Here is a 23,051-nt window from a genome sequence, read left to right on the forward strand (position 1 = left end):
AAGTATGTGGAGGAAATAACGAAAATGATGAGATTAGCCTTTTTTCGTTTCTTTTTTTACTTTAGCACCTGAAATCAGGAGGCTTCGCGCGTAAGAAAAGAAACGAAAAATAGCGCTTGAGCCTCCAATGTGGAGGCTTTTTTATTTTTATGCATTCATAAGTCGATAAACTTGTGGGCATAGTCGATAACAACTAAAGGGCCATCTGGCCGAAGGAAGAGGAAACGATGTCACATCTTACTGAGCTGGTTGCAAAGGCAAAAGCAGCCGTAGAAGAAGCCCAGGATGTTGCTGCGTTGGATTTGGTGCGAGTTGAATACCTGGGAAAAAAAGGCCATTTAACCCTCCAGATGTCATCGCTGCGTGACTTACCTGCCGAGGAGCGTCCAGCGGCAGGGGCTGTCATTAATCAGGCTAAACAAGAAGTTCAAGAAGCATTGAACGCGCGCAAGGCAAAGCTTGAATCAGATGTTCTGAATGCACGCTTGTCAGCCGAAAAAATCGATGTTTCATTGCCTGGCCGTCGTATGGAAAACGGTGGATTGCACCCTGTTACACGCACGATTGAACGTATTGAAACTTTCTTTGGTGAGTTAGGTTTTTCTGTTGAATCCGGCCCAGAAATCGAAGATGACTATCATAATTTTGATGCCCTGAATATACCTGCACATCATCCGGCCCGTGCGGATCATGATACTTTCTGGTTTGATGCAACGCGTCTGCTGCGTACCCAGACCTCTGGGGTACAGATCCGCACAATGAAGAATAGCGAGCCACCTATTCGTATCATTGCTCCGGGACGTGTATATCGTAATGATTATGATCAGACACATACACCAATGTTCCATCAGATTGAAGGATTAATTGTTGATAAAAATATCAGCTTTACCAATCTGAAAGGGACATTGCATGACTTCCTGAATAACTTTTTTGAAGAAGATATGCAGGTTCGTTTCCGTCCTTCATATTTTCCATTTACAGAACCTTCAGCTGAAGTGGATGTAATGGGGAAAAATGGCAAATGGCTTGAAGTATTGGGTTGCGGCATGGTGCACCCGAGCGTGTTGCGCAATGTAGGTATTGATCCTGAAGTCTATTCTGGTTTTGCCTTTGGTATGGGAATGGAGCGCCTGACCATGCTTCGCTACGGTGTGACAGATTTACGCGCATTCTTCGAAAATGATTTACGTTTCCTCAAACAATTTAAATAAGGCGGGTATATCTCATGAAATTCAGTGAACTCTGGTTACGCGAGTGGGCAAACCCGGCCATTGATAGTGAAACATTGTCTGATCAAATCACCATGGCTGGTTTGGAAGTTGATGGTGTTGAAAAAGTGGCAGGTCAATTCCACGGCGTATTTGTGGGTGAAGTTGTGGAATGTGGCCAACATCCAAATGCAGACAAGTTACGTGTTACCAAAGTCAATGTTGGTGGCGAACGTCTGTTAGATATTGTTTGTGGTGCGCCAAATTGCCGCCAAGGGCTTCGTGTCGCTGTTGCTACAGTGGGTGCTGTGCTTCCGGGTGATTTCAAAATCAAGGCCGCTAAATTACGCGGTGAGCCATCTGAAGGGATGCTGTGTTCATTTTCCGAACTGGGTATTGCTGACGATCACGATGGTATCATTGAGCTTCCTGTGGATGCGCCGATTGGCACTGATCTGCGTGAATACATGAAATTGGATGATAATGCGATTGAAATCAGTATCACACCAAACCGCGCTGATTGTTTGAGCATTATGGGTGTAGCCCGTGATGTTGCTGTGATCAACAAACTGCCTTTGAACGAGCCAAAAATTGAAGCGGTTAAACCAACGGTAGATGCGACATTCCCTATTCGCGTTGATGCCGCTGAAGCTTGTCCTCGTTATCTGGGACGTGTTATCAAAAATGTAAACGTTAAAGCGAAAACACCATTGTGGATGCGTGAAAAATTACGCCGTGGTGGTATTCGCTCTATTGATCCGGTTGTTGACATTACCAATTACGTTTTACTTGAGCTGGGACAACCACTGCATGCCTTCGATTTAGAGCGTTTGAGTGGTTCAATTATTGTCCGTTTGGCTGAGCAAGGCGAAAAACTCACGTTACTAGATGGTAATGAAGCCGAACTTTCTGCTGATACACTTGTAATTGCTGATGAAAAGCAATCACTTGCAATGGCAGGGATTTTCGGCGGAGAACATTCTGGTGTTAATGCCGAAACGCAGCATATTATGCTGGAGTGCGCATTCTTTGCACCGTTGGCAATTACTGGTCGTGCTCGCCGTTATGGTTTGCATACTGATGCGTCTCATCGTTTTGAACGTGGTGTCGATCCGCAGCTTCAACATAAGGCAATGGAATATGCGACTCAATTGTTGGTTGATATCTGTGGCGGGGAAGCTGGAGAAATCGTTGATGCTACCAGTGAAGCGCATTTGCCGAAACCAGCAACAATTACACTGAGCCGTCAAAAATTGGATCGCTTGATTGGCCATCATATTATTGACGAACAAGTAACTGATATCCTGACTCGTTTGGGTTGCCAAGTAACCGTACAAGCCGATAGTTGGCAAGCTGTCGCTCCTAGCTGGCGTTTTGATATGCAGATCGAGGAAGATCTGGTAGAGGAAGTTGCTCGCATTTACGGTTATAATAATATTCCAGATGTGCCAGTACACGCTGACCTTGTGATGACTTCGCACCGTGAAGCCAATTTGTCTCTGAAACGCGTTAAAACCATGCTGGTGGATTGCGGCTATCAAGAAGCAATTACCTATAGTTTTGTCGATCCGAAGATTCAGCAACACTTACATCCTCAGCAAGATGCATTGATTCTGCCAAATCCAATTTCAGCAGATATGTCAGCAATGCGTTTATCTCTGTTGACGGGGTTATTGACTACAGTTGCCTATAACCAGAATCGCCAGCAAAGTCGTGTTCGTTTATTTGAAACAGGTTTGCGTTTTGTACCGGATGAAAATGCAGAACACGGTATTCGTCAGGAATTGATGCTTGCTGGTGTTATAGCCGGAAATCGCGTCGATGAGCACTGGTCGATGGAAAAACAGCCCGTTGACTTCTTTGATTTGAAGGGTGATTTAGAATCTGTTTTAGAACTGACAGGTAAACTATCGAAGATTTCCTTCAAAGCAGAAGAACATCCTGCTTTGCATCCTGGGCAATGTGCTGGGATTTATCTGGAAAATAGTTACATTGGTTATATTGGCGTTGTTCATCCAGAACTAGAGCGTAAACTTGACTTAAACGGCCGTACCGTGGTATTCGAGGTGTTATGGGCTAGTCTGGCGGACCGCGTAATTCCTGAGATGAAGGAAGTTTCTCGCTTCCCATCTAACCGCCGTGATATTGCTATTGTTGTGCCTGAAAATGTAGCCGCAGAAGATGTTCTGGTTGAATGTAAGAAAGTTGGCGTAAATCATATAGTTGGCATAAACTTATTTGACGTGTATTGTGGTAAAGGTGTTGCGGAAGGCTATAAGAGCCTTGCTATTAGCTTAATCTTGCAGGATACCACGCGTACACTGGAAGAAGAAGAAATTGCTGCGACCGTCAACAAATGCGTTGCTGCATTAGAACAGCGATTCCAAGCATCCTTGAGGGACTGAACTTATGGCGCTTACTAAAGCTGAAATGTCAGAAAATCTGTTTGAAAAACTGGGTATTAGCAAACGTGACGCTAAAGATCTGGTAGAGATGTTCTTTGAAGAAGTGCGTCGTTCTTTGGAGAATGGGGAGCAGGTTAAGCTATCTGGATTTGGCAACTTTGACTTGAGAGATAAAAATCAACGCCCTGGTCGTAATCCGAAGACTGGAGAAGATATTCCGATTACAGCTCGCCGCGTTGTCACTTTTCGCCCAGGCCAAAAGTTGAAAAATAGGGTAGAAAAAGCGTTACCCAAAGAATAGATAAATCAAAAAGGCCGCATATTGCGGTCTTTTTCTTACCTTAAATTTCCTATTGCTACAATGGGAAGTATTTCTTATTTCCGAATGGTTTTCTTGCCATGCACTCTGTTCATGAACTGGTCACGTTGCAGAAAAAACGCAGCCATCGAATCATCATTATCCTGTCTGTTTTACTCATTGTTCTGTTTATTTTGTCATTATGTGCAGGCGAAATTTGGTTTCGGCCTGATCAGTGGCTATCTGAACCAGCTCAATTATTCATTTGGCAATTAAGATTACCCCGAGCGGTTGCGGTAATCATGGTTGGTGCCAGTTTGGCTGTATCGGGTGCAGTCATGCAGGCATTGTTTGAAAACCCGTTAGCAGAGCCTGGGTTGCTTGGAGTCAGTAACGGGGCCGGTGTTGTAGTGGTATGCCTGATACTGATTTTTCATGGCATAGCGCCATTATGGCTGTTGAGCGTTGGTGCCGTGTTGGGAGCGCTTTTTATGACGGGCATCTTGCTGGGTTTTTCCAGAAAACATCATGTGACCAATGCCCGTTTATTATTGATTGGTGTTGCTTTCGGGGTGATATTTGGTGCCTTGATGACATGGATGGTTTATTTCAGCAGTAGTTTAGATTTGCGGCAATTAATGTATTGGATGATGGGGAGTTTCAGTGGCATTGATTGGCGTCAAAAATGGTTGGTTATTGCATTGTTTCCCGTTGTTTTATGGCTAAGCAGTAAGGGGAACGTCCTGAATTATTTGTCACTGGGGGAATTGCAGGCCCGACAGCTGGGGGTTTCCCATCATATGTGGCGTAATGTTTTTGTATCCGTAGTTGGGTTATTAGTGGGTTTGAGTGTTGCCCTTGCGGGAGCGATTAGCTTTATTGGTTTGGTTATTCCCCATATTTTAAGGCTGATTGGCCTGACAGATCATAAAACTTTGCTGCCGGCCAGTGCATTGGCGGGAAGCAGCGGCCTATTGCTGGCTGATTTATTTTCACGTTTGTCACTATCTCATGCAGAAGTACCAATCGGTGTTGTTACTGTGACATTGGGGGCACCAATTTTTATATGGCTTTTGTTGAGAACGCGTCGCTATTAAGAAATACGCTGAATATACTGGAGAAAAAGTCAGTAATATGGGAATAGCAAGATGAGGAATTATGGCTGACCAACCGATTGTAGTTCTGGATAATGTGACTGTTGGCAACAGATTGAATTCATTATCTGCCTCTGTTATGGCCGGGGAACAAACCCATTTGGTCGGTTTAAATGGCTCAGGGAAAAGTACTTTGCTTTCAGCGATTGCTGGTGTTTTACCCTATCACGGGAACATTTATTTACATGGCAAGGAATTGACTGATTACCGACAACATGAACTGGCGCAATATCGCTCTTGGCTCTCTCAATCTGCATCTATACCTGCCATGCCGGTGTTCCAATATTTGGACATGTTTCGCCCTCAATTATCTCCATTGAAGCAGAGTGAGCAGGTATTACATGATCTTTGCCAGCAAATGAAACTCGTTTCCCTACTTTCTTCACCAATCGGGCAGTTATCCGGTGGAGAATGGCAACGTGTCAGATTGGCTGGAACTTTTTTCCAAGTATGGCCGGAACTGAATCCTAATGGGCGATTACTCTTACTTGATGAGCCAACAAATAACCTTGATATCACTCAGCAAGCCATCTTAGATGAATTAATTAAAGCATTTTGTTCCTTGGGAGGTTCTGTGCTGCTGAGTAGCCATAATCTTGATCACACTTATGAACAAGCGGCAGGTGTATGGCTGTTGTCACACGGAAAATTATTGGCATCAGGTGTACCACAAAATGTTATGACTGAACAAAATTTATCAGAAATTTTTGAGGTAAGTATTAGACATCTCAAAAATACCCGCTATAAATTATGGAGGATCAATCATAGGTAATTTTTATAAGTGAATTCGCTACATTTATAGCTTTTATTATCGCATAGTGCTCTCTGATTGATTAAAAATTGTTTATCTGTTGATGGTTGGTTAAACTAATTTCATCTAGGATTGTCAGATTATAAATATTAGTTAATGCAAGGCATAAGGCGATTATGGACAGTTTTTTGCCATTTTCTCGTCCTGCGATTGGCAGTGAGGAGATAGAAGCAATTGAAAAAGTTTTACGTTCAGGTTGGATCACTACAGGGCCACAAAACCACCAATTAGAGCAAGATTTTTCTCGTATGTTTGGATGCAAACATGCGATTGCTTTGTGTTCCGCGACAGCGGGAATGCATTTGGCTTTGCTGGCGTTGGGTATAGGTCCCGGTGATGAAGTCATCACTCCCTCTCAAACTTGGGTTTCCACAATCAATATGATTTGTCTGCTGGGCGCTGAACCCGTCATGGTAGAAGTTGACCGTGATACGCTCATGGTGAGTGCAGATACAGTCAAAAAAGCGATCACTCCAAGAACCAAAGCGATTATTCCTGTGCATTATGCTGGAGCGCCTTGCGATCTTGATGCTCTGCGTGCTGTTGCCCAAGAAGCTAATATTCCTCTGATTGAAGATGCAGCTCATGCTGTCGGAACGCGTTATAAAAATGAATGGGTGGGAGAGCGGGGAACCGCCATCTTTTCTTTCCACGCCATTAAAAATATGACGTGTGCCGAAGGTGGGATGTTCGTTACAGATGATGACGAATTAGCCAATAGGATCCGTTGCTTAAAGTTTCATGGTTTGGCTGTCGATGCATTCGACCGACAAATTCAGGGAAGAAAGCCTCAAGCAGAGGTCATTGAGCCGGGTTTTAAATATAATTTATCCGACATCCATGCGGCGATGGCAGTTGTGCAATTAGGCAAACTGGCATCAATGAACGAGCGCCGCAGGGAACTGGTGGAACGTTATTCTGCCGCTCTCATTGACTCACCCCTTCAGATGTTAAGTGTTCCTGAATATGAACACTTGCATACCCACCATCTTTTTATGGTTCGTGTTGACAAGAATGTCTGTGGTATTGACCGGGATACTTTCATGGCGCGCCTAAAAGACAGAAATATTGGTACAGGCTTGCATTTCAGGGCCGCGCATACGCAGAAATACTACCGCGAACGTTACCCGCAACTCTCTCTGCCTGTATCTGAATGGAACTCGTCAACACTCTGTTCATTGCCACTTTTTCCTGATATGAGCAATGCAGATGTTGATCGTGTCGTGAATGCAATAACTGCAATCCTTTCGGAGCATAATTAAGTGACATTTGAGAAGATCAAAAAAGTTTCCGTCGTTATTCCTGTTTATAACGAAGAGGAGAGTTTGCCCCAATTACTGGAAAGAACTATCGGAGCATGCCGGGAACTTGAACGAGAATACGAAATTATTTTGGTGGATGATGGCAGTCGTGACAGTTCCGCCGATATTCTGACTCAGGCAGCAGAAGTTCCTGAAAACCACGTTATAGCTATTTTGCTGAATCGCAATTATGGGCAACATTCAGCAATTATGGCGGGGTTCCATCAGGCAGATGGCGATTTAGTGATTACGCTTGATGCTGATTTGCAAAATCCACCGGAAGAAATTCCTCGGTTGGTTAAAACGGCAGAAGAGGGATATGACGTAGTTGGAACACGCCGTGCCAATCGCCAAGATTCCTGGTTCCGTAAAAGCGCATCTAAACTCATCAATGCAATGATCACTAAAGCGACAGGACGCTCAATGGGTGATTATGGCTGTATGTTGCGTGCCTATCGTCGCCACATTGTGCATGCAATGTTGCAGTGCCATGAGCGGAGCACTTTTATTCCCATCCTTGCCAATACGTTCGCCCGCAGAACGATAGAAATTGATGTAGGGCATGCAGAACGTGAGTTTGGGGATTCTAAATACAGTTTCATGAAACTGATAAACCTGATGTATGACCTTTTGACCTGCTTAACAACCGCACCTTTGCGGTTACTGAGCGTCGTTGGAAGCATTATCGCCATCACAGGTTTCCTGCTGGCGGTACTATTGATAACTCTGCGCCTTATTTTTGGCTCAATGTGGGCTGCTGAAGGTGTATTTACTCTGTTTGCTATCCTTTTCATGTTTATTGGTGCGCAGTTCGTCGCAATGGGATTACTCGGTGAATATATTGGCCGGATATATAACGACGTTCGTGCTCGCCCGCGTTATTTTATTCAAAAAGTGGTCGGAGTTAACAAGACCAAGGACAATCAGGAAAAAAGCTAATGAAAGCAGTTATCTTTGCCTATCATGATATTGGTTGTGTCGGACTTAATGCGCTCGCAAATGCAGGTTTTGATATTCAGGCAGTATTTACGCATACCGATGATCCAAATGAAAATCACTTTTTCTCGTCTGTTGCTCGTGTCGGGGCAAATATGGGGTTACCTGTATTTGCGCCAGAAAATGTGAATCATCCACTTTGGGTTGAACGCATTCGAGAGATGAAACCGGATGTCATTTTCTCTTTCTATTACCGAAACATGATTAGCCAGGAAATCTTATCCTTGGCTGAGAAAGGCGCATTTAACTTGCATGGCTCCTTATTGCCAAAATATCGTGGTCGGGCTCCGGTTAACTGGGCGGTACTCAATGGTGAGACCGAGACAGGCGTAACGTTGCATAAAATGCTGACGAAACCAGACGCTGGAGATATTATCGCGCAGCAGTCCGTACTCATTGGCGAGGCGGATACTTCGCTGGAAGTGCACGGAAAAATACGCGAAGCAGCTGCTGAGTTATTGGAAGGTATTTTACCGCAGATAAAATCAGGCCATTATCCTTCTATCCCACAAGATGAAAGTCAGGCAACGTATTTTGGCCGTCGCTCGGCTGAAGATGGTGAGATAATCTGGAACAAATCCGCCAGAGAAATTAATAACCTGGTCAGGGCTGTTACTGAACCATATCCAGGCGCATTTACTTTCTTGGGTGAGCGTAAGATTACCATTTGGCGTTCTCGCCCACTGGAACAAAATCATGGCAAACGCCCTGGCACCGTCATTTCAACTGAACCATTTGTTATTGCTTGTGGCGATGGGGCACTGGAAATTATCAGCGGGCAGGGTGAATCAGGTCTCTACGTCCAAGGTAATCGATTGGCTCTTGAAATGGGTATCGTAGCGGGTATTCATGTTGGCCCAAAAGCAACCGCACAAGTCAGCCGCCGCAAGCGTGTTTTAATCCTGGGTGTTAATGGGTTTATTGGTAATCATCTGACAGAACGTTTGCTGAACGATGGCAATTACGACATCTACGGAATGGATATTGGTTCTTCTGCCATTGAGCGGTTTATAGGCAACCCTCGTTTCCATTTCATCGAAGGGGATGTCAGTATTCATACTGAATGGATTGAATACCACATCAAGAAATGTGATGTTATTTTGCCATTAGTGGCAATTGCCACTCCAATTGAATATACCCGCAATCCTTTACGTGTCTTTGAACTGGACTTTGAAGAAAATCTGAAAATTGTCCGTTACTGCGTGAAATACAATAAACGAATTATTTTCCCATCAACGTCCGAAGTTTATGGAATGTGTGACGATAAGGAATTTGATGAAGATAATTCACGTCTTATTGTCGGACCTATTAATAAACAGCGCTGGATATATTCAGTTTCTAAGCAGTTACTCGATCGGGTTATCTGGGCATATGGTGCAAAAGAAGGTTTGAAATTCACCTTGTTCCGTCCATTTAACTGGATGGGGCCAAGGTTGGATAACTTGAATTCAGCACGTATTGGCAGCTCAAGAGCAATTACTCAATTGATTTTGAACTTGGTGGAAGGGTCACCGATTAAGCTGGTAGATGGCGGGGAGCAAAAACGCTGCTTCACTGATATTCATGATGGTATTGAAGCCTTATTCAGAATCATCGAGAATCGGGATGGTTTGTGTGACGGTCAAATTATCAATATCGGTAATCCAACGAATGAAGCCAGTATTCGCCAATTAGCTGAAATGTTGCTGGATAGTTTTGAAAAACATGAACTGCGCGGCCATTTCCCTCCATTTGCAGGGTTTAAGAAAATTGAAAGCAGCAGCTATTATGGCCAGGGCTATCAGGATGTAGAACATCGTAAACCCAGCATTAAAAATGCGGAGCGCTTCCTTGGCTGGAAACCAACCATTGATATGACACAAACCATTGATGAAACATTGGATTTCTTCTTGCGTGGAGCAGTAGAAGAATTACAAAGGAAAAGCTAGAAAGGGATAGGGACTAACGTAATGAAGAAAGTTGGTTTAAGAATTGATGTAGATACTTATCGAGGCACAAAGGAAGGTGTACCGCAATTGCTTGAGATTTTGCAGAAGCATCATATCCAAGCCAGCTTTTTTTTCAGTGTCGGTCCAGATAACATGGGGCGCCATTTATGGCGCCTGTTACGGCCCAAATTTCTTTGGAAAATGCTGAGATCGAATGCGGCCTCTCTTTATGGTTTGGATATTTTACTGGCTGGCACAGCATGGCCGGGTAAGAAAATTGCCAAGGATCTGGGGTATCTGATGAAACAAACAGCAGATGCAGGTCATGAAGTTGGATTGCATGCATGGGATCATCAGGGCTGGCAAGCGAAAGTTGGGCGTTGGTCGGAAGCCGAATTAGCAGAACAAGTACGATTGGGAACTGACGCGTTAAAACAGGCGATAGGGCAAGCTGTTACATGTTCAGCAGTTGCTGGCTGGAGAGCGGATGAGCGTGTAGTGGCTGTCAAACAGCGTTTTGGTTTTGATTACAATAGCGATTGTCGTGGAACGCATCCATTCAGGCCAATTTTGTCTGACGGCAAAGTTGGGACTGTGCAAATTCCGGTTACACTGCCCACTTATGATGAAGTCGTTGGCACACAAGTCAGTGACGTTGATTTCAATAACTTTATCCTTGATGCAATTAAAAATGCTCAAGGTGTTCCTGTTTACACCATTCATACCGAAGTTGAGGGTATGTCGAAATCTTCTCAATTCGAAACACTCTTGAATATGCTTCATCAGCAAGACATTACATTTTGTAAATTGAGCGATTTATTACCTGAAAATAGAGACTCGCTTCCTGTTGGGAAAATTGTTCGTTCGGATTTTCCCGGTCGTGAAGGCTGGTTAGGTTGCCAACAAGAGGTATAACACAAATATGTTGAATACTCGGACGAGTAAAGCTGGAGCCGTACTGATGGCTCTTTTTTTTATCCTCACGTATCTGTTGCCGCTGGACGGCCGCCTGTTATGGCAGCCAGATGAAACCCGGTATGCTGAAATCAGCCGGGAAATGCTGCAACGTGGTGACTGGATTGTGCCTTACTTTTTGGATGTTCGTTATTTTGAAAAGCCAGTAGCAGGATACTGGTTTAATAATATTAGTCAGTGGATTTTTGGTGATAATAACTTCGCGGTTCGTTTTGGCTCAGTATTCAGCATCTTAATCAGTGCATTTTTACTTTATCGATTAGCAATGATGATGTGGCAATGTCGTCAGACTGCGTTTGTTTCCAGTTTGATTTACATTTCTATGTTCATTGTTTTTTCCATCGGCACATATAGTGTTCTTGATCCCATGTTTTCTTTGTGGATCACCGCCGGAATTGTCAGTTGTTATTGGACGCTTAAAGCCAGCAGTACACGAGAACGGGTTGCAGCTTGGTCTGTATTGGGGCTGACTTGTGGTATGGCTTTTATGACAAAAGGTTTTTTGGCATTGGCGTTGCCCGTCATTAGCATGGTGCCCATCACGTTATACCAGAAACGTTTTTTAGAAATGCTCCGCTTTGGCTTTCTTGCCGTTATTTTTGCGATTTTGATTAGCCTGCCATGGGTAATTGCAATCGCGTTACGTGAACCAAATTATTGGCATTATTTCTTCTGGGTGGAGCATATACAACGTTTTGCTTCTGAAAATGCGCAGCACATTGCACCCATTTGGTATTACCTGCCAATACTGGTTTTAGGTGTGATCCCGTGGTTGGGTCTACTGCCGGGAGCTTTAGTCAAAAGCTGGAAAGAGAAAAAAGATCGCCCAGAAATGTTTTTCCTGCTTTGCTGGTTTGTCGTTCCATTTATTTTTTTCAGCATCGCAAAAGGTAAATTACCAACCTATGTTTTGCCGTTTATTGGGCCATTAGCTGTGATGATGGCAAAATACGCTGTCGATTGTGTCAAAAACGGCAGGATGAAAGCATTAAAGGTGAATGGGCTGGTCAATGTCGTCATTGGATTGGCAGCGATTTTAACCCTTTTCATTATGGAAAAATTCACCAGCCATCCACTTTATCAGCCTGATGAACGGTTGAAATGGATCACGGGAATTATTGCTTTCGGTTTTTGGGGAATCGTTGGCTATTTGTGTTTTACCCGTAATGGTAAATATTGGTTATGGGCTGCCGCATGTTCACTTGTACTGAGTCTGTCTATCGGCAGTGCATTGCCTACCAATACGATTAATTCCAAACTACCTCAGAATTTTATCCGGCAGAATGAAACAGAGCTGGCGAATAGTAAATATATTTTCACTCAATCTGTTGGGGTGGGAGCGGCTATCGCATGGGAATTGAAGCGTGATGACATTTATATGTTTGATCGTACAGGTGAATTGGAATACGGCCTTTCATACCCTGATAGCCAGTACAAGTATGTGACTCAAGAAGAATTTCCTGAATGGTTGGCAAAAGCGCGTAAAAATGGTCAGGTATCGATGGTCTTTTTGCTCTCTTCAAAAGGAGAGCTGCCGGACTTACCAAAACCCGACCTTGTGCGAAGAGACCATCGTTTTGTCCTTGTTATTTATAAGAAGCAACCATGAGTAATGGTATAGCGTTATTAATATTGGTTAGTTTGCTGACCTGTGTTGGGCAGCTATGTCAGAAGCAGGCGGTTATTTGTTGGCAGAAAAACACCCCTCATAGAGGGGTGTCTGTAGCTATATGGCTGACTGGTGCTATTCTTTCGTTAGGAATAGGCATGATATTTTGGCTGCGGTTGCTGCAATTTTTGCCATTGAATATTGCCTACCCAATGTTAAGTATTAATTTTGTTGTTGTAACGTTAATTGGGCAATTCCTGTATCGGGAAAAAGTAGGCCTAAAAGACTGGATAGGCATTTTTGTCATTATGTTGGGAATTTTGTTGATGAGTCTGGAGCAATGAAAGGTTACCTTTGGGGAATAACGAGTGTTTTGCTGATCACGATAGCGCAACTGCTTTTGAAGTGGGGGGTTGTTCATCTGCCACCACTTTCACTGTCGGCATATTGGCTGGATATTGATTGGCTTTGGCAACACCATAATCCTTTACTCATGATTTTGGCTGGATTGTCAGGTTATGCACTATCCATGCTATGTTGGTTCTTTACCCTAAAATACCTGCCACTGAACAAAGCATACCCCATAATTAGTTTGAGTTATGTTTTTGTTTATTTAATGGCGGCCATTTTGCCGTGGTTCAATGAGCCTATCTCATTATTAAAAACGGTTGGGGTAATTTGTATCTTATCTGGCGTTTGGTTAATCAGTCGGCCGGGAAAAAATCAACTTCATTGATCATCAATAGTCACTGGCCGCCAGTAACAAGGGAATAAACAATTTTAGTTCGATATGGCAGGAAATCTGGTACATAAACTGGCCTTTTTATCTCATGGCAGATAAAATTTGTTTGTTTCCATTATGGTCACCGGGAGAAAGCAAATGATAACCAGAGCAGGCTATTTATGCTTACTATTTAGCTTTTTTCTCATTGGTTGTTCCAATCAGATCTCAAAATCCCTCCCTCCGTCGTCAAAAGCCGCACTTTCTGACCCAATAATGGTCATTGCCCAACTAAAAGAACAACTGAAACAATGGCATAATACGCCTTATCGCTATGGAGGAATGGATAGGCGTGGTGTTGATTGTTCTGGCTTTGTCTACCGCACATATTATGATCGTTTTAATATCCTACTTCCGCGCACAACGAGTGAACAAACTAAGCTAGGCACACGGATTGATAAAGGCGATCTGATGCCGGGAGATTTAGTTTTTTTCAAAACGGGCAGCGGCGAAAGTGGGTTACATGTAGGCATTTATGATACGAATAATGAATTTATCCATGCATCTACCAGTAAAGGTGTCATACGTTCCTCCCTTGATAATGTGTATTGGCGCCGTGTTTTCTGGCAAGCCCGCAGGATGTGATTTTACTTTTTCCGGCATGTGGGCATCAATATCCAGATTATGAGCGATATCAATAAATTGCAGTTATCACTTACGTTTTTCTTTGCTGGAGCTAAATATGTCCACATTACGTCTGTTGCTGTCAGACTCTCACGATCCTTGGTTTAATCTCGCTGTTGAAGAATGCATTTTTCGGCAAATGCCGCCAAATCAGCGCGTTCTGTTTTTGTGGCGCAACGCCAATACTGTTGTTGTTGGACGTGCACAGAATCCGTGGAAAGAGTGTAACACCAGGCGGATGGAGCAGGACGGTATAAAGCTGGCTCGCCGTAGCAGTGGTGGTGGCGCCGTTTTTCATGATTTGGGCAATACATGTTTTACCTTTATGGCGGGCAAACCTGAATATAATAAAACGGTTTCCACACAGATCATCTTGGAAGGGTTAAAAAAGTCAGGAATTCATGCAACAGCATCTGGCCGTAATGATTTAGTTTTATCTTCTCCGGAAGGGGAGCGCAAGATCTCCGGCTCTGCTTATAAAGAAACTAAAGACCGAGGGTTTCATCACGGTACTTTGCTGATTAATGCCAATCTAAATCGCCTTGCGGATTATCTCAATCCAGATCCCAAAAAGCTGCAAGCGAAAGGGATTACATCTGTACGCTCTAGGGTTACAAATGTATCCGAGTTATTGCCGGGTATTACGCATGAAACAGTCTGTAAGGGGATCGTTGAGTCATTTTTTGAATACTTTGATGAGACGGTTGAGGCGGAAGTCATTTCGCCACAATCTTTGCCTGATCTGCCGGGTTTTAGTGATATTTTTGCTAAACAAAGTAGCTGGGAGTGGAATTTTGGTCAGGCACCTGCGTTTAGTCATGCTTTGGATACACGGTTCGTCTGGGGTGGAATTGAGCTACATATTGATGTTGAACATGGCATGATCAGCCGTTGCCAAATATTTACCGATAGTTTAGAACCTACTCCGTTTGAGTTATTGGCGGAAAAACTGATTGGCGTACTGTATCAGCCGGAGGCGGTGGGGCAGAGCATTCATCAAATTCGAAATCTATATCCCTCCCTGGACGCGGAATTACAGCAACTACATGATTGGTTGGTCAGCGAATTAAAATGAAGGGTAAATTAGGCTGAATGGGATAATTGTCATATAAATTCCGGATGAAAGTCCTATAGCGGGATTTTCATCTGCCTATATTTTATGCGGGAACTTGGTCATAGTGGCGCCTCTTAATGGAAGAACCCGAAGATAGCTTACATAAGTGTGAATCTTTAAACCTCAACTGACAGTTTTAGGTCTATCTAACAGGTGTTAGTTGAGGTTAATTTTAACAAAAAAGCAGAGCTGAAAGTTCGAAGACAGTGATTTGTTTCTTCTTCAATTATTTCTCGCAATTGCTGAAAGCATTGTATTCAATCCGGTGGCTATCTGCCCTAAATTTAGCCGGTGTAGTATTAAAATGTTTTTTAAAAATCCGGGTAAATGTAGCCTGAGAGCTGAAACCATATTGCAAAGCAATATCCAGGATTGGCAATTTATCTTCACGCAAAGATTTGGCTGCCTCATGAAGGCGGCGCTGACGGACATATTGTCCCAGTGTACATCCTTTCATCTCTTTAAATATGCGTTGTAGATGCCATTTTGAATAGCCACTTTTATGGGCAATAGTCTCTATTTTGATTCCTTCGGTTCGTTGAAGTTGGCCTTCTAGCCATCTCACAATATCGTTGATAACATTTTCTGACATATCTACCTCCCACATAGGTGGGTATTTGCTGAAAAGATAGCGATGTAAACAATAAACACAAATAGTAACTTAAGTTATTATGTGAGACATTTTAAGTGTTTCATTTTAATCGTATACACAAAATGTGCTATTTTAGGATAATAAAAATCATACAGCGTTTGCTTTTCTCTTATGAAACAAGTGATAGCATCAGATGTTCATCAGTTTTTTACGTTAGTGGTATTATTGTCGCGTTGTAAATGATGAACGAGGCTGTAATGCAATCTGATTTAACTTATTTAACCAGCAAGCTGGTTTTTTTTATTTTATACGCACTGGTAATGGCTGGAGTGACAGGGTTACTGTTTTTGGATGTGAATTACCTACATAATGGTGTACAGGAAAATTCACTGACTGAAATTTTTCAGGAGCTGTTCTTACTGATTATTGCTGTTTTGTTGTTTTATGAGGCGAAAAAGAATTTAAAACTGCGTCCGGCATTGTGCTTAATGGCGGGCTTTTTTAGCAGTCTCTTAATTAGAGAATTAGACGCTTATTTTGATGATGTTTTCTTTCACGGAGCATGGTCATGGTTTGCTATTCCACTGTCTCTGGTTTGCATAGGATATGCTTGTCTGAAAAGAAATCAGTCTCTTTCCGGCCTTGTCCATTTCACCCGCCATCAGAGTTATTCCATGATGGTATGTGGTTTGTTGTGCGTACTGGTGTTTTCCCGTCTATTTGGTATGGGAAGTTTATGGCAAGGATTGATGGATGAACATTTCAATCGGGCAGTCAAAAATATGGTTGAAGAAGGCTGTGAAATGTTAGGTTATTCGCTGTGCTTAATCGCCACGCTTTGGTATTTACCCTCCGCCCGTAAACAACGTCTTGAATAAAAAATAGCTGACTCAATAAATTAATGTGATCAAATAATATCGATCTGATTGTTTTTTGTATTTGAGGTGGATTAGCTTTCAATCAGTTTAAATTAAAACTAAGGCAAATTTTGCAGGGACTGCAAAGCTTGCCTTTTTTACGTTATCCATTTTTATTCATTTACTGGCCTGAAAATCCCTGCCAGCAGTATATGTTCCGAGGAACAGAGAAAGAGTGACTGTTTTCTATTGTCGGAGATAAACTTGTGGTTGATGAGTTTCAGGATGTTGGGTAACTCCTAAATCTGCCTGATACCACTGTTTGAGAATATCGTCACGCAACACATCCTGTGGCGTGCCTGTTGCCACTAATTTTCCTTTGTGCAGCAGGATAATCTTATCGGCATACAGTGCCGCCAGATTCAAGTCATGCAACACACAGCAGACGGCAAGGGGAGATTGCCGTGTTAGTCGGTGAACTAACCGCAATGTATGTTGTTGATGATAAAGATCCAGTGCGGAAGTCGGTTCATCTAAAAACAGACACGATTCTGTGGGTTCTGGGTGCCAAAGCTGTGCCAAAACCCTTGCCAGTTGCACTCGTTGTTGCTCCCCTCCGGACAGTTGTTGGTAATTCCTATTTCTCAACTCTTCACATTCGGTCAACGCAATAGCTTCATCAATGGCAGTTTTCTTGTGACTGTTTTCATGGGGAACACGCCCCATGGCGATAACATCTTCTACGCTGAACGAAAATGACAGAGAGCTGTATTGCTTCATTACAGCACGCGTACGCGCCAGTTGCTGAGTCGGCCACTGAGAAATAGGGATGCCTTTCAATAAACACTCACCTGAGTGTGGAGGATTGTATCCTGTTAATAGCCGCAAAAGCGTGGATTTTCCTGCACCATTCGGGCCAATAATCGCAACAACTTCACCCTGACGAATAGAAAGTGAAACATCTTTGATTATTTGCTGTTGGCCGATGAAATAATTTAAATTTCTGGCTTCAATTAAACTATCAGACATAACAGGTTTCATTATAAACGTCTCCCGGATGGTTTAAGGATAAGCCATAAAAAATAGGGAGCGCCGATCAAACCAGTGATAAGTCCTACTGGCATTTCAGCAGGGGAAACTAATGTACGGGCCAGTGTATCGGCGGTTAATAAAAGGCATGCCCCACCAAGAGCAGAGATTGGCAGCAGCCAAGTATGATCACCACCAAACCGAAGTCTGACAAGATGCGGGATAACCAAGCCGATAAACCCAATGATCCCAGTCAATGCAACAGAACACCCAATCAACAGAGCGCTGAGTAACAATAATTGATACTTAGTACGGCGAACATTGACACCTAAATAATGAGCTTCTTCATCACCCAATTGCAGTAAATTGAGTTTTCGCGATTGACTGAAGGCCAGTATGCAAACAGGGATGATAAGTGACGCAGCAATAAGTAAGGTTGGCCATTCAATTCGACTCAGTGAACCCATCATCCAAATAGTGAACTGACGTAATTGCTGATCGTTACTGATATAACTTAAAACACCAATAAATGATGCACAAAGTGCATTAATGGCAATACCTGCAAGCAATAACTTAGACAAGCTGCCGTGGTTATATTTCCCAAGGGAAAAGATTAGCAGCGAAACCAGCAGGCTGCCGATAAAGGCTGCAATAATGTGGCTGTATAAGGCAATACCGGCAAAAAATGTAATAGGTTGAACAATCGCTACGGCTACCATCAACGCAGCGCCACTGCTGATCCCTAATAAGCCGGGATCAGCGAGGGGATTGCGGAACAGACCCTGCATTATGGCGCCTGATACAGCCAAGGCACACCCAACAAGGATTGCCAATAAAATTCTTGGTAACCGGATATTTAGCCAAATTTGCCACTGTGGGTCATCCAAAGAGGATTCCCACAGAGTTTTGAAAGAAAGCGGCAATGCCCCCAGATTGGCTGAACTAATTGCTAAAAATATCAGCAGAATACTCAGTACTATTAAGCCAATAGCGGGGGATTGAGAACGACTCATTGCACTTGCTCCGCTGCTTCACGGACTTTTTTCATTACGGCAGGCGTCTGCAATCCAAATCCAAGCAGACCCATTTCATCTACAACAACGACCTGCTTTTTCATACCGGCAGGTGTGAAATTCAGCCCCGGAAGTTGCCAGACTTTATCAATACCACCTAAGGTTTTTAGCCCCTCAGTGCTGATCAGCAGCAAGTCTGGTTTGCTGGCAATGACACCTTCTTGGGACAAAGGACGATACCCCTGAAAACCTTGCATGGCATTTTTCGCACCAATGGCACGGATCATTTGATCTGCTGCTGTTTGTTGACCGGCAGCCATTGGATTGAGGCCACCGTGGCTCATAATGAAGATTACTTTGGTGGGAATATCTGACGTGGTGATGTCAGCTAATTGCTGGCGGTATTGGGCAACTAACTCTTCGCCACGTTTTTTCTGATTGACCGCCTTGGCGACGGTCATGATTTTAGCAGGAACGGCTTCTAACGAGGTTTCGCTGGTCACTTTAATGACTTTTACACCGGCATCTTCGACTTGCTTGAGTGCCAGAGAAGGCTGAGCCGATTCACTTGCAATCACCAGTGATGGGCGCATGGATAAAATTCCTTCGGAATTAAGCATTCTCATATACCCGATATCAGGCAGAGAAAGCAATTCCTTCGGATTCAGGCTGGTACTATCCCTTGCGACAACATTCTGTCCTTCGCCAAGTGCAAAAACAATTTCAGACACATCGCCACCAATTGTTACAATGCGTTCAGCAGAGAATGCACTGGAAGAGATGGCAAGCATAAATGTTAGAAGCCATTTTTTCATGCTATGCAAGTTTCCTGTTCTGGTTGTAATTTAGGCAGGGCACTAATTTGATCACGCCACTGAGCCTGCTCAGAAGTTCCTTCGGTACGTTGGCCGTACAATTGTGCGATTTGGTTGCCATTAGCATCAAACAATTCCAGGCTGGTAACGAAACCATCAGTTGTTGGTTTGCGGGTTACCCAACTTTCCGCAATGGCGCTTTCAATCAGATGCAACGTGAAGTGACGATTGAAAATATTGATCCATTTCTGATCAGAATTCTCTTCCTGATAAGGCATCAAACGTTCCAGCTTGCCAGTAAAAATCTGAATACAGCCACGGTTTCCGACGAAAACCATAATTTCATTCTGATCTTTATGCGCTATTTCAACAAGTTGAGATAATGCTGAATTATCTACACGATATGCCAAATCATCTTTCACTGCATTGAAAATTTGTTGACGGTTCAGATTGTGGCGTTTCATCATAATGAAAAACTGATGTACATCAGTCATGGCACGCCATTCATCATCCAACTGAACTTGCAGTTGTTCTGTCATTGCAGCATGTTCAGGCACTTCTTCTGGTTGGATAACCAACTCAGGGTTTTCATCGGTCTGGTATTTTTCAATCAGTGCGTCCCATGCCGCCATATCAGTTTTGTTGGTGGTATAGACTTTATGCAGGGCATCACCTTGGCGATCAAAGAATTGAATGCTGTGACGCATACCGTTCTTGGCAGGTTCTACCAGAGAAAAAACACTGCTCCAGTGATCGAAGAACAGACGCAGATCCAGCTCACGAGGATTGAGGATCAACCCGACATGTTCGCTGAATTTGGTATTTTCGTAACGGCCAATGTGCTCATGAACAGCAAAATCATTACGGGTAATCGCCTTGGTTTCACCAACAACCGCCAATTCCTGCAGCAGGGTAGGAGCATCAACGTTCAGACGTTTTGCATCAATGCCGACACGGCTATGCAATAACTCTCCTTCGCTGACATTGAGGTAAGCAGCCAGATCACGTGCGTATTTAGCTTTGTTATCTGCTTTGGCTTGTTGGTAACGTTCATAAAGTGATTGAGTCACAGTTACTAGCTCCTTAAAAACACTGCGTTAAAAATAAATTTAGTCTTAAAGTAATCTTATTGAGGTGCTGCTATTTTTACCACTGGTAGCTGACAAACAGTTTAGCGCTGCGGCCATTCTGCGGTGCTCCCTGTGATGAGTAATATTCTTTATCAAAGGCGTTAGCCAATACGACAGAGGTAGTTAATCCTTTTAGTGCGTCTTCACCGTGATAGCTGACATAGAAATCATTGACACCATAACCTGCGTATTGAGTAGAATTTCTCTGCCCATTTTTTCCTTTAAAATTAGTGCCCTGAGTAAATTTACCGATCCACCCAATGGAAAAACCGCTTCTGGACAGAGGAATATCTAAAGTACTGGTGAAGGAATCTGGGCTAAGTGCATCTATAGATTCGCCGGTTTCATCGTTTTTGCCGGTGGTACGGTTATAGGCGAGATCCCAAATGAATAGGTCCGAATTATATGTCATAGAGACATCCCAACCCCAGATTTTGGCTTTAGGAATATTGAATGATGTGGTGAATCTCATGTCAGGCGTTACTGTGGCAGAGATGTAATCTTTCGCCTTGGTATCAAAATAACTGGCTTTGAATTTCAGTCCATCATTGTTAGCGAAAAGATCATCAAAACGCAGTCCGAAGCCATATTCCAGCGTCTCATTGCTTTCAGGACGTAAATTAGGGTTTGGTTTCCAATAGTTAGTGAGTCCTGGGCGATCTTCTTTAGGAGGTATATAAAAATGTTTTGAATCGTTATACATTTCTCCCATAGTTGGCGCACGGAATGCCTGAGAATAGGAAGCAAACAACATCGACCAATCTGTCGGAGTTATGCTGATAGCACCTTTTGATGACCACTTATCGGCACTGATATCGTTATATTTGCTATTTGAAGCTTTGTAATTGTCGTAGCGGGTGCCTGCAATCAATGAAACAGGCAAATCACGCAGGGTGATTTCATCTTGAAGCCAACCAGATGCAAAACGAATATCGGCATTAGGGAAACTCTCTGTATTGCCACTCGGTTTTTGTTTCTGTTTGTAAGTTTCACCGCCGTAAGTCAATTGGTGGGCGGCAAAAGTATTCACCCCAAAATGGGAGCGGTTTTCTAATTTCAAACCATAAGTTTCTTGTTTTCGGCCTTCAAAGCCATTATTTTTGGTTTTGGCATTAATATTAATGTCAGAATAATAGGTATCAGCCCTGAGATTTAACCAACTGTAATTTGAAGGGTTAAATTGATAAGTCAACTGGGCATCACGCTGTGCTGTAGTACGGTCTGTCCGTTGACTATCATTGAGGTAAGTGATGTCCTGAGGATTTTTGGGTTCATGCGCTTCATTGCGATAATAACGCAAATTGCCGCTGAGTGTTTGGCTGTCAGTTATTTTCCAAGAGCCCTTGGTCAGAATATTACCGATGCTTTCATCATTACGGCCTTGTAACCCGCCGCCATACCGAATATTACCGACATCCCGGGTAGCAAATGACAATAAACCATCAAATTGTTCTGTTCTGCCAAATGCAGAACCACCAAATCCGAGGCTATGGTCGCCGCTTCCGGCACGATTAAATACACGGAAACCCGCATTTTGGCCGTCTTCCAACAAATCGGCGGCATCGACTGTCTGATAGGCGATAACACCTCCCAGGGCGCCGCTGCCATATAATAAGGCAGACGGGCCGCGAACGACTTCAGTTTGTTTAATTAAGGCAGGATCGAGGAATACACCATTAAGGTGTCCGGTATCCGTTCCTTGTCGAATACCATCAACAAGCGTCAAAACACCACTTTTAGAATAGCCGCGCAGACTGATGTCCTGCCCATTGGCACGTTCAGTGCCAGAAATATGAATACCCGGAATATTACGCAGCAAATCATTTGCACTGCCTGCAACTCGACTATTGGCAGAATTGTTTTCAATGACCGTCACCATCATTGGAGCTTCAAAACTGTCACGTTGATTGCCTGTGGCATACACAGTTATTGTGTCCCCAGATGATTTGCCTTTTTCGGCATGCGTCGTTTTGGTATGTGCTGGCTCGGAAGGTATTGTCGCCGCATTCGCAGAAGCTAAACTTGCGAAGATGACTACTGTTAATGTAGACAGCTTTAGGTTTGGCGATTTAATTCGGGTCATGTAAGTCAATCTCCATGTTGAAACGGCATTTTAATCAACACAAATAGTCAGGTAGCTCGCTGATATTCAACGGGCAGGCTTACTGGTTTTTGAGTGTGTCAGAATAAATTTGCTGAGTTTGGTCGGATATACTGGAAAAATTTGTTTTGGCAGCAAGTCTTCATTGCATACAATTTCCCCAGAAATGGCTGACTACTGATGCAATTGCTTGCCGCAGTGATGCTGAATAGATCAGGATGAGTCTGCTGTTGTAGAGAATTAATGTAATTGAATGGGTAATGCTCTAATTTTTCCATACCAAAAGTGAACAGTAATTATTCTAATATTG

The 23,051-nt window shown here is 43.3% G+C and carries 21 protein-coding genes and 1 other annotated feature; of the genes, 15 read left to right on the forward strand and 6 right to left on the reverse strand.

Annotation, left to right across the window (positions count from 1 at the left end):
* Positions 1-23 precede the first annotated feature (23 nt).
* Positions 24-146, forward strand: a sequence feature (Phe leader region).
* A gap of 81 nt (positions 147-227) precedes the next feature.
* The 14 genes from pheS (at position 228) to lplA (ending at position 15,165) form a co-directional block, all read left to right on the forward strand.
* Positions 228-1,211: a phenylalanine--tRNA ligase subunit alpha gene (gene pheS, locus BM100_RS07135; protein ID WP_092509355.1), complete on the forward strand. Its 984-nt coding sequence runs from the start codon at positions 228-230 to the stop codon at positions 1,209-1,211.
* A gap of 14 nt (positions 1,212-1,225) precedes the next feature.
* Positions 1,226-3,613 carry a phenylalanine--tRNA ligase subunit beta gene (gene pheT, locus BM100_RS07140; protein ID WP_092509357.1) on the forward strand — a complete coding sequence of 796 codons (2,388 nt, stop codon included), beginning with the start codon at positions 1,226-1,228 and terminating at the stop codon, positions 3,611-3,613.
* Positions 3,614-3,617: 4 nt separating this feature from the next.
* Positions 3,618-3,914 carry an integration host factor subunit alpha gene (gene ihfA, locus BM100_RS07145; RefSeq protein WP_038233943.1) on the forward strand — a complete coding sequence of 99 codons (297 nt, stop codon included), beginning with the start codon at positions 3,618-3,620 and terminating at the stop codon, positions 3,912-3,914.
* Between the two features lie 98 nt (positions 3,915-4,012).
* Positions 4,013-5,008 (forward strand): vitamin B12 ABC transporter permease BtuC, encoded by a 996-nt coding sequence (btuC, locus tag BM100_RS07150; protein WP_092509359.1) that lies wholly within the window; start codon positions 4,013-4,015, stop codon positions 5,006-5,008.
* Between the two features lie 61 nt (positions 5,009-5,069).
* Positions 5,070-5,837 carry a vitamin B12 ABC transporter ATP-binding protein BtuD gene (gene btuD / locus BM100_RS07155; RefSeq protein WP_092509361.1) on the forward strand — a complete coding sequence of 256 codons (768 nt, stop codon included), beginning with the start codon at positions 5,070-5,072 and terminating at the stop codon, positions 5,835-5,837.
* Between the two features lie 155 nt (positions 5,838-5,992).
* Positions 5,993-7,138 carry a UDP-4-amino-4-deoxy-L-arabinose aminotransferase gene (gene arnB / locus BM100_RS07160; protein WP_092509363.1) on the forward strand — a complete coding sequence of 382 codons (1,146 nt, stop codon included), beginning with the start codon at positions 5,993-5,995 and terminating at the stop codon, positions 7,136-7,138.
* On the forward strand, positions 7,139-8,116 hold the full coding sequence (gene arnC / locus BM100_RS07165; RefSeq protein WP_092509364.1) for an undecaprenyl-phosphate 4-deoxy-4-formamido-L-arabinose transferase: 978 nt from the start codon (positions 7,139-7,141) through the stop codon (positions 8,114-8,116). It begins immediately after the preceding gene.
* On the forward strand, positions 8,116-10,101 hold the full coding sequence (gene arnA, locus BM100_RS07170) for a bifunctional UDP-4-amino-4-deoxy-L-arabinose formyltransferase/UDP-glucuronic acid oxidase ArnA (RefSeq protein ID WP_092509366.1): 1,986 nt from the start codon (positions 8,116-8,118) through the stop codon (positions 10,099-10,101). Before arnC ends, arnA begins: the two co-directional genes overlap by 1 nt.
* 21 nt (positions 10,102-10,122) lie before the next feature.
* Entirely contained in the window at positions 10,123-11,016 is an 894-nt protein-coding gene (gene arnD, locus BM100_RS07175; protein ID WP_092509368.1) for a 4-deoxy-4-formamido-L-arabinose-phosphoundecaprenol deformylase, read from the forward strand.
* Between the two features lie 7 nt (positions 11,017-11,023).
* Complete coding sequence (gene arnT / locus BM100_RS07180; protein WP_092509370.1) at positions 11,024-12,685, forward strand: lipid IV(A) 4-amino-4-deoxy-L-arabinosyltransferase; 1,662 nt, start codon at positions 11,024-11,026, stop codon at positions 12,683-12,685.
* Positions 12,682-13,029, forward strand: a complete 348-nt coding sequence (arnE, locus tag BM100_RS07185) for a 4-amino-4-deoxy-L-arabinose-phosphoundecaprenol flippase subunit ArnE (RefSeq protein WP_092509372.1) — start codon at positions 12,682-12,684, stop codon at positions 13,027-13,029. Before arnT ends, arnE begins: the two co-directional genes overlap by 4 nt.
* Positions 13,026-13,421 (forward strand): 4-amino-4-deoxy-L-arabinose-phosphoundecaprenol flippase subunit ArnF, encoded by a 396-nt coding sequence (arnF, locus tag BM100_RS07190; protein WP_092509374.1) that lies wholly within the window; start codon positions 13,026-13,028, stop codon positions 13,419-13,421. The genes arnE and arnF overlap by 4 nt, the downstream gene beginning before the upstream one ends.
* A 144-nt stretch (positions 13,422-13,565) precedes the next feature.
* Positions 13,566-14,051, forward strand: coding sequence for a C40 family peptidase (locus BM100_RS07195; RefSeq protein WP_092509376.1), 486 nt, complete (start codon positions 13,566-13,568; stop codon positions 14,049-14,051).
* 97 nt (positions 14,052-14,148) lie between these two features.
* On the forward strand, positions 14,149-15,165 hold the full coding sequence (gene lplA / locus BM100_RS07200) for a lipoate--protein ligase (protein ID WP_092509378.1): 1,017 nt from the start codon (positions 14,149-14,151) through the stop codon (positions 15,163-15,165).
* Positions 15,166-15,430: 265 nt separating this feature from the next.
* Here lplA and BM100_RS07205 read toward each other — a convergent pair whose 3' ends face one another.
* Positions 15,431-15,796, reverse strand: a complete 366-nt coding sequence (locus BM100_RS07205) for a helix-turn-helix domain-containing protein (RefSeq protein ID WP_092509380.1) — start codon at positions 15,794-15,796, stop codon at positions 15,431-15,433.
* Between the two features lie 257 nt (positions 15,797-16,053).
* On the opposite strand from BM100_RS07205, the gene BM100_RS07210 reads away from it, so the two are divergent.
* Positions 16,054-16,674: a hypothetical protein gene (locus tag BM100_RS07210; protein ID WP_092509382.1), complete on the forward strand. Its 621-nt coding sequence runs from the start codon at positions 16,054-16,056 to the stop codon at positions 16,672-16,674.
* A gap of 225 nt (positions 16,675-16,899) precedes the next feature.
* Here the strand turns inward: BM100_RS07210 and BM100_RS07215 are convergent, their stop codons facing one another.
* The 5 genes from BM100_RS07215 to BM100_RS07235 form a co-directional block, all read right to left on the reverse strand.
* Positions 16,900-17,694 carry a heme ABC transporter ATP-binding protein gene (locus BM100_RS07215; protein WP_092509384.1) on the reverse strand — a complete coding sequence of 265 codons (795 nt, stop codon included), beginning with the start codon at positions 17,692-17,694 and terminating at the stop codon, positions 16,900-16,902.
* Entirely contained in the window at positions 17,694-18,695 is a 1,002-nt protein-coding gene (locus BM100_RS07220; RefSeq protein WP_092509386.1) for a FecCD family ABC transporter permease, read from the reverse strand. Before BM100_RS07220 ends, BM100_RS07215 begins: the two co-directional genes overlap by 1 nt.
* The gene (locus BM100_RS07225; RefSeq protein ID WP_092509388.1) at positions 18,692-19,510 is read right to left on the reverse strand and encodes a heme/hemin ABC transporter substrate-binding protein; all 819 of its coding nucleotides are present in this window, start codon (positions 19,508-19,510) and stop codon (positions 18,692-18,694) included. Before BM100_RS07225 ends, BM100_RS07220 begins: the two co-directional genes overlap by 4 nt.
* Positions 19,507-20,580, reverse strand: coding sequence for a hemin-degrading factor (locus BM100_RS07230; protein WP_092509390.1), 1,074 nt, complete (start codon positions 20,578-20,580; stop codon positions 19,507-19,509). Before BM100_RS07230 ends, BM100_RS07225 begins: the two co-directional genes overlap by 4 nt.
* A 76-nt stretch (positions 20,581-20,656) precedes the next feature.
* Entirely contained in the window at positions 20,657-22,723 is a 2,067-nt protein-coding gene (locus tag BM100_RS07235) for a TonB-dependent hemoglobin/transferrin/lactoferrin family receptor (protein WP_092509392.1), read from the reverse strand.
* Positions 22,724-23,051: the final 328 nt, after the last annotated feature.

The sequence above is a fragment of the Xenorhabdus mauleonii genome, from assembly GCF_900113945.1.
Classification (GTDB): domain Bacteria; phylum Pseudomonadota; class Gammaproteobacteria; order Enterobacterales; family Enterobacteriaceae; genus Xenorhabdus; species Xenorhabdus mauleonii.

Bases quoted from the DNA above. Each gene is read 5' to 3' on its own strand.
- pheS (WP_092509355.1), top strand. From the start codon at position 228: ATGTCACATCTTACTGAGCTGGTTGCAAAGGCAAAAGCAGCCGTAGAA.
- pheT (WP_092509357.1), top strand. From the start codon at position 1,226: ATGAAATTCAGTGAACTCTGGTTACGCGAGTGGGCAAACCCGGCCATT.
- ihfA (WP_038233943.1), top strand. From the start codon at position 3,618: ATGGCGCTTACTAAAGCTGAAATGTCAGAAAATCTGTTTGAAAAACTG.
- btuC (WP_092509359.1), top strand. From the start codon at position 4,013: ATGCACTCTGTTCATGAACTGGTCACGTTGCAGAAAAAACGCAGCCAT.
- btuD (WP_092509361.1), top strand. From the start codon at position 5,070: ATGGCTGACCAACCGATTGTAGTTCTGGATAATGTGACTGTTGGCAAC.
- arnB (WP_092509363.1), top strand. From the start codon at position 5,993: ATGGACAGTTTTTTGCCATTTTCTCGTCCTGCGATTGGCAGTGAGGAG.
- arnA (WP_092509366.1), top strand. From the start codon at position 8,116: ATGAAAGCAGTTATCTTTGCCTATCATGATATTGGTTGTGTCGGACTT.
- arnD (WP_092509368.1), top strand. From the start codon at position 10,123: ATGAAGAAAGTTGGTTTAAGAATTGATGTAGATACTTATCGAGGCACA.
- arnT (WP_092509370.1), top strand. From the start codon at position 11,024: ATGTTGAATACTCGGACGAGTAAAGCTGGAGCCGTACTGATGGCTCTT.
- arnE (WP_092509372.1), top strand. From the start codon at position 12,682: ATGAGTAATGGTATAGCGTTATTAATATTGGTTAGTTTGCTGACCTGT.
- arnF (WP_092509374.1), top strand. From the start codon at position 13,026: ATGAAAGGTTACCTTTGGGGAATAACGAGTGTTTTGCTGATCACGATA.
- BM100_RS07195 (WP_092509376.1), top strand. From the start codon at position 13,566: ATGATAACCAGAGCAGGCTATTTATGCTTACTATTTAGCTTTTTTCTC.
- lplA (WP_092509378.1), top strand. From the start codon at position 14,149: ATGTCCACATTACGTCTGTTGCTGTCAGACTCTCACGATCCTTGGTTT.
- BM100_RS07205 (WP_092509380.1), bottom strand. From the start codon at position 15,796: ATGTCAGAAAATGTTATCAACGATATTGTGAGATGGCTAGAAGGCCAA.
- BM100_RS07210 (WP_092509382.1), top strand. From the start codon at position 16,054: ATGCAATCTGATTTAACTTATTTAACCAGCAAGCTGGTTTTTTTTATT.
- BM100_RS07215 (WP_092509384.1), bottom strand. From the start codon at position 17,694: ATGAAACCTGTTATGTCTGATAGTTTAATTGAAGCCAGAAATTTAAAT.
- BM100_RS07220 (WP_092509386.1), bottom strand. From the start codon at position 18,695: ATGAGTCGTTCTCAATCCCCCGCTATTGGCTTAATAGTACTGAGTATT.
- BM100_RS07225 (WP_092509388.1), bottom strand. From the start codon at position 19,510: ATGAAAAAATGGCTTCTAACATTTATGCTTGCCATCTCTTCCAGTGCA.
- BM100_RS07235 (WP_092509392.1), bottom strand. From the start codon at position 22,723: ATGACCCGAATTAAATCGCCAAACCTAAAGCTGTCTACATTAACAGTA.